This is a genomic window from Micromonospora noduli, assembly GCF_003264475.1.
Lineage (GTDB): Bacteria > Actinomycetota > Actinomycetes > Mycobacteriales > Micromonosporaceae > Micromonospora > Micromonospora noduli.
The window spans coordinates 114,352-127,144 of the sequence record NZ_PYAC01000010.1 but is presented as its reverse complement, the minus strand read 5'-3'; the positions used below and the strand labels follow the sequence as shown (position 1 = coordinate 127,144).

Sequence of the window (12,793 nt, the reverse complement as noted above, 5' to 3'; positions counted from 1 at the left end):
ACACGTGACTGGATTGCAGACGTGTGCCAGTCCGGTTGCGCGAGCCGCGCTCAGCCGCGCCGCGCTCAGCCGCGCCGCGCTCAGCCGGCACCGCGCGGCTCCCGGTCGGTCGCACCTGATGGTCGCGGCCAAGATCCGCGCAACATCGGGGATGCTGCTGCCTCCCACCCGCCAGAGGCAGCAGCATCCGGGAAGTTGCGCGGATCTTGGCCGCCGGTCAAGGGGCGCGGCACCCAAGATCGCGCTTGATCCTGGATGTAGTTCGATCGGGTCGCGAGGAGGCCACTACATCAAAGATCTAGCACGATCTTGGGTGCGGGTGCGGGTGCGGGTGCGGGTGCGGGTGCGGGTGCGGGGCGCGGGGCGCGAGGGCGCGGGGCGCGAGGGCGCGGCGCGGCTGGGCGGGGGGCGCGAGGGTGCGGGGCGCGGCTGGGCGCGGGGCGCGGCTGGGCGCGGGGCGCGGCTGGGCGCGGGGCGCGAGGGTGCGGGGCGCGGGGCGCGGGGCGCGAGGGCGCGGGGCGCAGGAGCGGTCCGGTGGGGCGACGGCGAGTGCGCGGCGCCGCGGGGCGGGGCGAGGGCGCGGGGCGCCGCGGTGAGGTGAAGGCGGGAGCGCGGCGGTCGGCCGGGGGCGGGGTGGGGTCAGGGCAGGTTGAAGAGGGCGGCGGCGCTGTTCCAGCAGACCGCGCGTAGCCAGTCGTCGCCCAGGTCCAGGCGGGCCAGTCCGGTCACCTGGTCGGCGTACGGGTACGGGATGTTCGGGAAGTCGCTGCCCAGCAGCACCTTGCCGGCCAGCCCCAACTCGCGCAACCGGGGCAACTCCTCGGCGGGGAAGGGGACGAACTGGTCGAAGAAGGGCGTGAAGGCCATTGTGGTGTCCAGCCGGACCCGCTCGTACGTCTCGGCGAGGTCCAGGAAGGCCCGGTAGTCCGGGGCGCCCAGGTGCGCCACCACGGCGGTCAGCCGAGGGTGGCGGGCGAGTAGGGCGGCGAACGGGTCCGGGCCGGTGTTGGGGGTCCCCACCGGTGCGTGCCCGGCGTGCACCACCACCGGCACACCCGCGTCGGACAGCATTCCCCACACCGGGTCCAGCGCCGGATCGGTCGGCGCGAAGCCGCCGACCTGCAGGTGCAACTTGAACACTCGCGCGCCTTCGGCGAGGGCCGCCTCGACGTACCCGGGGGCCTCCGGCTCGGGGTAGAACGTGGCCGAGGCCAGGCACCCGGGGGTGTCGCGGGCGAAGTCCAGCGTCCAGCGGTTGAGTTGCGCCGCCATGCCCGGTCGGTGCGCGTACGCCAGGGCGCTGAACGCCCGTACCCCGAGCCGGCGCAGGTGTGCGACCCGGTCGGCGTCGCTCCACCGGTAGCGGATCGGCCATTCGGTGCCGACCAGCGGCCCGGCGGCGTCGAAGTAGGCCCACACCCGACGCAGCAGGCGCGGCGGCAGGAAGTGCACGTGCACGTCGGCGAGGCCGGGCAGCCCCAGGGCGCGGCAGAACTCCGGTACGCGTTCGTCCTCGGCCGGCGGGATCGCCGGGGCCGGATCGGTCATATGTCGATGTCGAAACGGCTCAGCACCGAGGGCGCGATCAGGCCGACGGTGGCGAGCGCGGAGACGACGGTCAGCGCGATGCGCATCCCGACCACTTCGGCCTTGCTGCCGACGCGCAGGGCGATGCTGTTCGGCAGGCCGATCATCATCCACATGCGCCGCTTGATCGGGATCGGCCAGAGGATCGGCACGCCCGCTCTGGTGATCATGTCGCCGAGGATGTGCACGAAGCAGCCCACGCCCAGCGCGGTGCCGATCAGCGGATAGCCGCGTCCGCCCGGCAGGTTGGCGAAGGTGAACCAGGCCGCCCCGGCCGAAGCGAGAGTGATGATCACCCATCCGGCCCGCTCGGCCCACTCGTCGAACAGCCCGCGCAGCGCCAGGCCGAACATGAAGAACAGGATGGTGATGACCGCCCACTTGCCGTACGCGGCGCAGAGCGCGGTGGTGCCCCAGCCGACCAGCAGGGTGAACGGCAGCGTGTGGGTCAGCGTCCGGTGCCCGTTGTTGCGGCGTGGGTCCCTGCTGAGCTTGGTGGCGTAGTAGACCCCGAGAGAGATCTTCTCCATCACCTCGGCGGCGAAGAGCGAGAAGACTCCAAAGGTACGGGCCACGGTGGCCCCACCCTGGTTCTTGGTCACCTTGCCCGACATGTCGAGGTCGGGAAAGAGCGCGCCACCGGCGCACACCGCGGTGCCCACCGCCAACGCGAGCGGCGACTGGTGGTAGTCGGCGAACTGCTCCAGTGCCCAGGAGCCAGCCAGCCACACCGCCGCGCCGGACAGCGCGTGTTGCGGTCCCATCATCTCGGCTCACCCTCCCCAGGGATCTTGAGCGCCCAAAACTACGCCACTGTAGTAAGCGTCGGCGCCGCAGGGGCATCACCCGGAAGGTCCACATCGGACCGTGTCAAAGGGTGGGGGTGAAGCTCTGCCGGATCATCGGCAAGTATGCCGCGTTGACCTGCCAGTCGAACTCTTCTGTCAACCACGAGACGGTGTAGGAACGGTCGGCCGAGGTGTTGGCCAACAGCCGGAAGCTGTGCACCGGAACGCCGACGGCGTTCTGCCAGCCGCACTCCCACACCGCGCCACCCTCGAAGATGTCCATCGCGGAGATGTCCACCCTGCGATAGCCGGGCAGCGCCGCAGTCGCGGTCAGCCGAGCCTCCTCGGCCTTCCAGTACGCCACCGGATCCGCGCGGTCCGGCCCTGCCTCGACGCTGAGCACCCGGGACCCGCCGGATTTCCGGAAACAGGTCACCGAGCCCTCGGTCCAGCGCGCCCACCCCACCGGCGCGGCGATCCGGAACCCGGTCGGGTCGTCGTACCAGGTCCAGCCCTCGCGCAGCCCGTACTTCACGTCGGGTGGCGGTGACACCGCCACCACCGGGGTCGCCGACGGTGGCGGGGCCGACGTGCAGGCGAACGCCGCCGGCCGGGAGGTCGGCGCGCCACCACCCGAGCCGGACGGTGGGGTCCGATCATCGTGTCGGTTGACCAGAGCCAGCGTGACGCCACCCGCGACGAGCAGAGCGGTGGCCGCACCACCCAGGGCGATCAGGCGTCGTCGCCGGCCGGGTGGGCGCCGCGGGCGCGGGCCCGGAGCTGGCGTGGCCGGCTCGTCCGGCGGGGCCACCGGTTCGACCGGGTGCGGCGCGATGGCCCGCCCGGCGCTGAGGACCGCCGCGACCGCCGAGGAGCGGACCGACCCGGCGGGCTCGCCGTGGCTCGCCGCGGCGCTGCGCAACAGCGGCTCCGCCTCGGCGGCGGTCAACCGCCGCCAGGGGTCGCGCTGCAACAGGCCGATCAGGGCGGGACGCAACGGGCCGGCCCGACGCATCGGATCCGGTGGTTCGGTGGCCAGTGCGCTGAGCGTCGCCATCGCGCTCGACCGTGCGTACGGTGACTGCCCCTCGACCGTCGCGTAGAGCGTCGCGCCCAGCGACCACATGTCGGTGCGGGCGTCGGACACCCCTTCGCGGGCCCGCTCGGGGGCGACGAACTGCGGCGAGCCGAGCACCGTGCCGGGCCCGGTCATCACACCGTCACCGCCGTCGAAGGTGGCCAGCCCGAAGTCGGTGAGCACCACCCGCCCGTCGTCGGCCACCAGCACGTTGTGCGGCTTCACGTCGCGGTGCAGCACCCCGGCCGTGTGCGCGGCGCGCAACGCGGCGAGCACCGCCAGCCCGATCCGGGCGGTGCGCTGCGGGCTCAACGGCCCCTCGGCGCTGATGATCTGCTGCACCGATCGTGACGGCACGTACTCCATCACGATCCAGGGGCTCTCCCGGTCGTGGACCACGTCGTAGAGGCGGACCACGTTGGGATGGTTGAGCCGGGCGGCGGTGCGCGCCTCCCGCAGGGTTCGGAGCCGCAACTCCTCGCGCTCGGTCTCGGCCAGCCAGGACGGCGGCACGACCTCCTTCACCGCCACGTCGCGATGCAACATCTCGTCGCGAGCAAGCCACACCCGGCCCATTCCGCCGGTGCCGACCAGGTCGAGCAGCCGGTACCGACCCGCGATCAGCAACTGATGCACGGTCGCTCCCCCTCGGTCACCCCGGGATCCACGATAGCCACCAATGCCGGCTTTCTCATCCACTGAGCGGCCTCGATCCACGACGGACGGTGGTCCGGATCATGGCCATACGGTGCAGGTCAGCGGGGTGGTCGGAAACTCTTTCGCACCCGTTCCCAGTCGGCTGCGGCCCCGGTCCAGTCCTCGTCCCGGGTGATCCAACCTAGCGTCCAGCGGTCGGCACCGAGGACCTCCTGCCGGGCGTGCAGCCACGGGCCGTGCGGCGTCTGCCAACGGAGTTCCCACTCGGCTCCGCCGTCGCCCGCGGCGAGCCGGATCTCGTCGTACCCTGGCAGGGCGCCTGCCCCGGCCGCCGTCTCGCGGGCGGTCCGTAGAAGCTCCAGGGGATCGGCGGCGCCGCCGTCGGCGACGCTGAAGGCCCGGCTGGTCGCCGGGTCCTGGAAGCACGTCACCGTGCCGTCGCGGGAGGTCAGCCACGTCGCCGGTACGGAGACCCGGAAGCCGGCGGTGTCGGCGTGCCAGAGCCAGCCGGGCGGCGGTCGGAATTCCTCGCCTGGGTTCGGCGTACCGGCCTGCACGGGCGATCCGACGACGTCCGGGCGGACACAGGCGAACGGGGGCGGGGCGACGTTCCGCCCCCTCGGTGGCGGGCCGGGGCCGATCGGCCCGCCGTTGGGCGGACGGTTCGGCGACGGGGTGGACCAGCCGGTGGGGTCGCGGGGCTTGTCGTCGGCGACGGTCAGCGCGGTGGCGACGCCGGCCACGACGGCGACCAGCAGCGCGAGAGCGACCACCGCGACGCGGCGCGCGGTACGCCCGGCGGCCGCCGGATCCGGGGCCGGCGTGGCGGAGGCGCCACCGGCCGCGGCCGGGGCGGCCGGGTCGGGCAGCGGAACGGTGGGGTCCTGGTCGTCGGGGTCGTCCGCCGTGGCGGGGTGGCCAACCAGCCCTGGCACCGGCCCGTCGACCGACTGTCGGTCGGTCGCCGACGGCGGGTCGGCGCGGCCGGTCGCGGCCGTCCTGAGCAACCGGCGGGCCGTCTCGTGGTCGAGGCGCTCGCGCGGGTCGCGGCGCAGCAACCCGTCAAGAACCGGCGCGAGCGCCCCGGCGTGCGGGGCAGGGTCCGGCGGGCCGGCGGCCAGCGCGCTCAGGGTGGCCATCGCGGTGCTGCGGGCGTACGGGGACTGCCCCTCCACGGCCGCGTGCAGGGTTGCCCCGAGCGACCACAGATCGGCGGCCACCGTGGACACCCCCTCGGCTGCCCGCTCGGGGGCCACGTACTGAGGGGAGCCGAAGACCATGCCGGGGCGGGTCATCGCGCCGTCGCCACCGTCGAAGGTGGCCAGCCCGAAGTCGGTGAGCATCACCCGCCCGTCGTGCGCCACGAGCACGTTCTGCGGCTTGATGTCGCGGTGCAGCACCCCGGCGGTGTGCGCGGCCTGCAACGCGTCGAGCACGGCCAGCCCGATCCGGGCCGCGCGGGCCGGCTCCAGCGGCCCTTCGGCGTCCACGACGTCCTGCAGGGTGCGGGACGGGACGTACTCCATGACGATCCATGGGCTGCCGTCGACCGCGACGACGTCGTAGAGCCGGACCACGGCGGGGTGGTTGAGTCGGGCCGCGGCGCGCGCCTCCCGCATGGTGCGTGAGCGCACCTCGGCCCGTTCAGCATCGGCCAACCAACTCGGTGGAACGATCTCCTTGACCGCCACCTCGCGGTGCAGCATCTCGTCGCGGGCGCGCCACACCCGACCCATGCCCCCGCGACCGACCAGGTCGAGCAGCTGGTACCGACCGGCGATCAGCACCTGTGCACGCTCCTCCTCAGCCGCTGTCCGGGCTACACCCTAACCAGCGGATCGGAAGTCACCTATCGGTCGTCCGACTCGGCTCAGCAGGCGGCGTGGTCGACGGCGGCGGCGAGCAGGTTCCCTTCCGGGATGGCGATCCGGCTCCGCCCGCCGCTCAGTCGGGCGGCGGCGCGTCGGGCCTGCACGGGGCCGTGTTCGCGACGAGCGGTGGCGTAGCTGGCGGCGGTGCGGGCCGCGATGGTGGCCCAGCCGTACCGCTCGCCGACCATCGTGCGGGCCCGGCGGGCCAGCCGCCGGGCGAAGACCTCGTCGCCGAGCAGTTGGCCGACCGCGCCGGCGAGCGCGTCCGGGTCGCTGTGCGGGAACGTCACCCCGGTCACGCCGGGTTCGACGATCTCGGCGAGGCCGCCGGTACGGGCCACGGCCAGCGGCGCTCCGGCGGCCGCCGCCTCCAGCGCCACCATGCCGAACGGCTCGTAGAGGCTGGGCACCACTGTCGCGTCGGTGGCGCCGAGCATCGCCGGTAGTTGGGTGGAGTCGAGGAACCCGGTGAACCTGACGGTCGAGTTGAGGGCCAGTCGCCGGGCCTCCGCCTCCAACTCGGTGCGGTACGGGCCGTCGCCGGCGATCACCACGCGCAGCCCTGGGTGTCGTTCGCGGAGCCGGGGTACGGCGTGCACCAGGTGCTGGACGCCTTTCTCGTAGACCAGCCGCCCGGCGTACCCGACCAACGGGCCGTCCCCGGCGAACCGTGCCCGGGCCGACGCGACCGCTCGGGGGCGGGCCCGCCAGGCCCGGTCGTCGACCCCGTTGGGCACCACGTCGACCTGGGCGGCCGGTACGTCGAACAGCGCGGTCACCTGGTCGCGCATGTACCCGGAGCAGGTGATCACCCGGATGGAGGAGTCGCTGAGCCAGTGCTCCACGCCGTGGATGGTGCGGTTCATCTCCTCCGGCAGCCAGCCCTGGTGCCGGCCGGCCTCGGTGGCGTGCATGGTGGTGACCAGGGGGAGGTCCAGGTGCTCGGCGAGGGTGACAGCCGTGTGGGCGACGAGCCAGTCGTGGGCGTGGATGACGTCGTAGGAGCCGGCCTGGGTGGCGCGCAGGGCGGTGCGGGTGAGGGTGTGGTTGAAGGCCATGGTCCAGGCCAGCAGCGAGCCGGTGGCGAGGGGGAAGGTGACGGGGTCCTCGGGGGCGCGCAGGATGCGCACACCGTCGGCGTACTCCTCCAGGGGCGCGCCCTCTGAGTGGCGGGTGACGACGGTGACCTCGTGGCCGGCGGCGGCGAGGGCGACGGAGAGGGCGTGCACGTGTCGACCGAGACCGCCGACGAGCACCGGCGGGTACTCCCAGGAGAGCATCAGCACCCGCAGCTGTCGGGCGGGGTTGATGTCGATCACGTGGGCATCGAGTGACATGCGGCCCCCTTTGAGTTGTCCCCGGGCGCGCGCCGACCGACACCGAATCGATGTCGCCGTCGCGTCTGGATCGAGGCCAATCCTGCCGGGATCGCGATAACCAGCGGCGACACCACCGTTGCGGTCGTGTAAAGCGCTACTGGCTCTTTCGCCGCACCCGCAGCAGCTCGGCCACCGACCATGCCTGGAACGGGCACCCGGTAGCGGTGTGCGGCGCGAGGCCATCGGCCGTCTCGCTCACCGAGCCTAACCCATATTCCATCAAATGGGCCTCAATGCCAACGAATACGTCATCGACGGACATCTTCCCCCGGCGCACGGCATCCACGTACGGGCCGAGCAACCACGGCCAGACCGTACCCTGGTGGTAGCCCCCGTCCCGGTCGGCCGGGCCGCCCCGGTGCCGGCCCACGAACTCCCCGGAATCCGGGGCCAGACTGCGTGGCCCGAGCGGGGTGAGCAGCCCGCCCGCGATCCGCCGCAGCGTCGCCTCGTCCGGCTCCATCGGCGCGTACGGCAGCGACCAGGCCAGCAGCTGGTTGGGGCGCAACGCGTCGTCGTCGTGCACTGCGGCGCCACCCAACGGGTACGCCGGCGCGGGCGCGTCCAGCACGTCGTGCAGCCACCCGGTCGGGGCCGGGAACCGCTCCCGGAACGAGGCGGTGGCCTGCCGGTGGCGTCGCCACAGCTCGTCGGCGTCCTGCCCGGCCAGCTCGGTCAGCTCCGCGAGCCCGGCCAGCCCGTTGATCCACAACGCGTTGACCTCGACCGGCTTGCCGGTCCGCGGGGTGACCGGCACCCCGTACACCCGGGCGTCCATCCAGGTCAGCGCGGTGCCGGCGGCGCCCTGGGTGAGCAGCCCGTCGGCCGGGTCGACCCGGATCCCGTACCGGGTGCCGGCGGTGTGGGCGTCGATCACCGCGCGCAACGCGGGCAGCAGTTCGTCGCCGAGGTCGGTGTCGCCGGTGACGGTGACGTGCCGGCTCACCGCGTGCAGGAACCACAGCGTGCCGTCGACGGTGTTGTACTCCACCCGACCGGTGTCGGCCGTGTTGGCGAGCATCCCCTCCGACAGCGTCGCCGCGTACGCCCGCAGCAGCTCCCGCCCCTCGTCGGCGCGACCCGTGCAGAGGAACAACCCCTCGTACGAGATCATCGTGTCCCGCGACCACGCCCCGAACCACGGGTAGCCGGCCACCACGTCCACCGCCGCCTGGTTCGTGCGCACCACGAAGGCGTCGGCTGCCAGCGCCAGTGTGGCGTCCACGTCGTCGGCCGGCTTCGCCGTCGCGACCACCCGCCGGTTGCGTCGCCTCGCGGTCGCCACGATCTCCGTGGCCGGCGGCGGCTCCTCGTCGAGTCGACCGGCCCAGGCCCGCACCGACACCGTGTCGCCGGGGCGTTCCAGCTCACCGGAGAAGCGGCCCGCGTACCAGAGGTCCTCGTCCGGGTGCAGCCCCCGGTTGGCCTCCTCGCGGTGGTGCACGCCCAGCCACCACTGCCCCTCGGGCGCCCAGCCCGGGCCGGCGAGCCGGTACGCGCCCTCGACCACAGCGCCGTCGGCCACCGCCTCGACCTGCGGGATCGGGCCGTCGGCCCGCCGTTCGCCGTGCGCGTCCCGCCAGGTGCAGGCGGCCGACAGCTCCAGCCGGACCGGACCACCGGCGACCAGCCGGTGCACGACCGCGACGCAGGAACGGCCGGGCAGCATGGCCAGCTCCCGTTCGATCACCACCGCGCCGATCCGCCACCGCCACCGGGGTAGCCCGTCGATCAGGTCGAAGCGCTCCAACAGCTCGAAGCCGCGCGGGTCCACGTCGCCGGAGGCCCACTCGTGCGCACCGAGGCGCACCCGCGCGCCGGACGGCAGGGTGACCGCCGGATCGAGGCTGACCAGTCCCACTTGGCGGGACGCCGGCGTTTCGCCGGGAACCACCAACAGACCGTGGTAGCGACGTGTCCGCAGCCCGCCGACAGTGCCCATCGCATAGCCGCCGAGGCCGTCGGGGACCAGCCACTCCCGGCTGGCCGCGCTGGTCAGGTCGCCGCAGATCTGCGGGCCGAAGTGAATGTCGATCAACTTTCCTCCACCGGCGGCGGGGTGTAACACGCCACGACGAGAATGGCCGCTGTGGTCAAGTACCGCGGCGACGTCAAAGATGTGCACGTGATCACTGACCGATCGTCCTCCGACGCCTCGCCACCCGACGCTGAGCGGCTCCGGCTCGCCCAGGCCGACTCGGGGGAGCAGGACTGGCGTGCATGGGGTCCCTATCTGTCCGAACGGGCGTGGGGGACGGTACGGGAGGACTACAGCGAGCACGGTACGGCCTGGGACTACTTCCCGCATGACCACGCGCGGTCCAGAGCCTACCGGTGGAATGAAGACGGGATGGCCGGCGTCTGCGACGAACGACAGACCTTCGCGTTCGCCCTGGCCCTCTGGAACGGCAAGGACCCGATCCTCAAGGAGCGGATGTTCGGCCTCGGCGGCGACGGCGGCAACCACGGCGAGGACGTCAAGGAGTACTGGTGGTACGAGGACTCCACCCCCACCCACTCCTGGATGCGCTGGCGCTACCACTACCCGCAGGCCGCCTTCCCGTACGACGAACTCGTCGCGGTGAACGCGTTGCGCGGCCGCGACGACACCGAGTACGAGCTGGTGGACACCGGGATCTTCGACGACGACCGGTACTGGGCGGTGACCGTCGACTACGCCAAGGCGTCTCCGACCGACCTCTGCATGGTGGTGACCGTCGCCAACCGGGGCGACCAGGCGGCGACCCTGCACGTCCTGCCCACCCTGTGGTTCCGTAACACCTGGTCCTGGGGCCTGCCCGGCGGCGACCGGATCCCCCGGCTGACCGGTCAGGGCACCCGGCTCGTCGGCGAGCACCGGGTGCTCGGCCAACTGCTGCTGGAGGGCGACGGCGGCCCGGTGCCGCTGCTCTGCGACAACGACACCAACGCCGAACGGCTCTGGGGTCTGCCCGGCCGCTCCCCGTACCCGAAGGACGGCATCAACGACCACGTCGTCAACGGCGCGGCCACCGTCAACCCGGCCCGGGAGGGCACCAAGGGCGCCCTGCACTACGTGCTCGACGTGCCCGCCGGTGGGCAGCGCCAGATCCGGCTGCGGCTCACCCGTACCGCGTCGCCGCCGGCCGCCTCGCCGCCGCCCCCGGCCGACCTCAGCGACGGCTTCGAGGCCGTGGTGTGGGCGCGGCGGGCCGAGGCGAACCGGTTCTTCGCCGGAGTGATCCCGCCGGCCGCCACACCCGACGAGGCGCTGGTCGCCCGGCAGGCCATCGCCGGGCTGATGTGGGGCAAGCAGTTCTACCACTTCGACGTCAAACGCTGGCTCGAAGGCGACCCGGGCTCGACACCGCCGCCGGCCGGACGTCGACACGGGCGCAACAGCGCCTGGTGGCACATGACCAGCTTCGACGTCATCTCCATGCCTGACCCGTGGGAATACCCCTGGTACGCGGCCTGGGACCTGGCTTTCCACTGCGTCAGCATCGCCCGGGTCGACCCGGGCTTCGCCAAGGAGCAGATCCTGCTCCTGCTCCGCGAGTGGTACCTGCACCCCAACGGGCAGATCCCGGCGTACGAGTGGGCGTTCGGCGACGTGAACCCGCCGGTGCACGCGTGGGCGGCGCTGAAGGTGTTCGAGATCGACGGCGGCCGGGACTACGAGTTCCTGGCCCGGGTGATGCACAAGCTGCTGCTCAACTTCACCTGGTGGGTCAACCGCAAGGACACCGGCGGCAACAACGTTTTCGAGGGCGGCTTCCTCGGGCTGGACAACGTCGGGCCGTTCGACCGCTCGGCGGCGCTGCCGGTCGCCGGGGTGCTGGAACAGTCCGACGGCACCGGCTGGATGGGCATGTACGCGCTCAACCTGCTGGACATGGCGATCGTGCTCGCCGAACACGACAGGACCTGGGTGGACACCGCCACCAAGTTCTTCGAGCACTTCGCCTACATCGCCGCCGCCGCGTACGAGCAGGGGTTGTGGGACGACGAGGACGCCTTCTTCTACGACGTGCTGCGCCTCGCCGACGGCACGAAGGTGCCGCTGAAGGTCCGCTCCGTCGTCGGGCTGCTGCCGTTGGCCGCCACCACCCGGCTCACCGCCCGGACCCTGCACCACCTACCGGAGCTGGGCGCCCGGCTGCGCTGGTTCCTCACCAACCGCCCGGAGTACGCCCAGGTGATCGGCACCCGCCGACTGGGCCCCGACGGCCGGCAGCAGCGACTGCTGTCCATGGTCGGCCCGGAGCAGGTGGTCCGCCTGCTCGCCCGGATGCTCGACCCCGACGAGTTCCTCTCCGACTTCGGCCTCCGTACGCTGTCCCGCGCGCACCTGGACAAGCCGTTCTCGGTCACCCTCGGCGGGCAGGAGTTCTCCGTCGGCTACGAGCCGGCCGAGTCGACCAGCGGACTGTTCGGGGGCAACTCGAACTGGCGCGGTCCGATCTGGATGCCGACGAACTTCCTGCTGATCAGCGCGCTGCGCGACTACGCGGCGTTCTTCGGCGACGACCTCCAGGTGGAGTACCCGACCCGCTCCGGGGTGAAGCACACCCTGGACGAGATCGCCGACGACCTCTCCGCCCGGCTGATCTCGCTCTTCACTCAGGACGACTGGGGTCGACGGCCGATCTACGGCGCCGCTCAGATGTTCCAGACCCACCCGGACTGGCGCGACCTGATCGCCTTCCCCGAGTACTTCCACGGCGACAACGGGGCCGGGTTGGGGGCCTGGCACCAGACCGGCTGGACGGCCCTGGTAGCCGACCTGATCCTCACCCTCCGCCGCTGACCCTGCCCGCCCTCGCCCCTGCCCGCCGTCGCGCCCGGACGCAAGATCCGCGCAACTTCCCTGCTGTTGCTGTCTCGGGGCCGCCGGAGGCAGCGACATCAGGGAAAGTGCTGCCGGCGGGGGCGCGATTGTGGGCACCATTCACTATCGTGATTGGCCGTGGGGGAGTCGGTGAAACCGGTGGGCGAGGTGCACGTCCTCGGTCAGTCCCGAGTGTGGCCCGCCATCGCGATACCGGGCGTGATCCTGGTCGTGATGATCGTTGTCAAGGTGGTCTTCGACCTGCTCAACTGGACCGTCCTGGCGTTTGGTGCCGCCTCGATCATCGTCGCCGCCACACGCTTGCGAAACGCGGTGTTCGCCGACGACCTGGGGCTGCTGGTCCGCGATCGCTCAGGCTTGCGGCGTTCGTACGCCTGGGATGAGATCGAGCGTATGGGCTGGGACGATGCGGGGATGATGTGGGGGAGTTCCCTGGCGGTCTACCCCCGGGGCAGTCCCTACGACGTCCCGGGACCCAACGCCTCCATCAACGTGGGGCGCATCTGGCATCCGGGCCGTCGACGCTCCGTGGACCCCATGCCCGAGCTGCTCACAAGACATGGCATCAAGGGGCTGTTCGATCAGTGAGCTGTCTCCCCGAT

Annotated in this window: 8 protein-coding genes; 2 read left to right on the top strand and 6 right to left on the bottom strand. The window is 72.4% G+C overall.

What is annotated here, in order from left to right; translation table 11 throughout:
• Window positions 1–639: 639 nt before the first annotated feature.
• From MED15_RS14170 to MED15_RS14145, 6 genes are all read right to left on the bottom strand, one after another.
• The gene (locus tag MED15_RS14170; RefSeq protein ID WP_112583003.1) at window positions 640–1,548 is read right to left on the bottom strand and encodes an amidohydrolase family protein; all 909 of its coding nucleotides are present in this window, start codon (window positions 1,546–1,548) and stop codon (window positions 640–642) included.
• The gene (locus MED15_RS14165) at window positions 1,545–2,354 is read right to left on the bottom strand and encodes a metal-dependent hydrolase (protein ID WP_091404025.1); all 810 of its coding nucleotides are present in this window, start codon (window positions 2,352–2,354) and stop codon (window positions 1,545–1,547) included. Before MED15_RS14165 ends, MED15_RS14170 begins: the two co-directional genes overlap by 4 nt.
• Before the next feature lie 103 nt (window positions 2,355–2,457).
• Complete coding sequence (locus MED15_RS14160) at window positions 2,458–4,029, bottom strand: serine/threonine-protein kinase (protein WP_112735889.1); 1,572 nt, start codon at window positions 4,027–4,029, stop codon at window positions 2,458–2,460.
• Window positions 4,030–4,208: 179 nt separating this feature from the next.
• Window positions 4,209–5,897 (bottom strand): serine/threonine-protein kinase, encoded by a 1,689-nt coding sequence (locus MED15_RS33825; RefSeq protein WP_244220458.1) that lies wholly within the window; start codon window positions 5,895–5,897, stop codon window positions 4,209–4,211.
• 83 nt (window positions 5,898–5,980) lie between these two features.
• Window positions 5,981–7,318: a glycosyltransferase family 4 protein gene (locus MED15_RS14150; protein ID WP_181549241.1), complete on the bottom strand. Its 1,338-nt coding sequence runs from the start codon at window positions 7,316–7,318 to the stop codon at window positions 5,981–5,983.
• A gap of 136 nt (window positions 7,319–7,454) precedes the next feature.
• Window positions 7,455–9,398: an amylo-alpha-1,6-glucosidase gene (locus tag MED15_RS14145; protein ID WP_112602350.1), complete on the bottom strand. Its 1,944-nt coding sequence runs from the start codon at window positions 9,396–9,398 to the stop codon at window positions 7,455–7,457.
• A gap of 42 nt (window positions 9,399–9,440) precedes the next feature.
• On the opposite strand from MED15_RS14145, the gene MED15_RS14140 reads away from it, so the two are divergent.
• Together MED15_RS14140 and MED15_RS14135 are read left to right on the top strand one after the other, a co-directional pair.
• On the top strand, window positions 9,441–12,149 hold the full coding sequence (locus tag MED15_RS14140) for an MGH1-like glycoside hydrolase domain-containing protein (protein WP_112583005.1): 2,709 nt from the start codon (window positions 9,441–9,443) through the stop codon (window positions 12,147–12,149).
• 159 nt (window positions 12,150–12,308) lie between these two features.
• Window positions 12,309–12,779 carry a hypothetical protein gene (locus MED15_RS14135; protein WP_112726859.1) on the top strand — a complete coding sequence of 157 codons (471 nt, stop codon included), beginning with the start codon at window positions 12,309–12,311 and terminating at the stop codon, window positions 12,777–12,779.
• Window positions 12,780–12,793 lie beyond the last annotated feature (14 nt).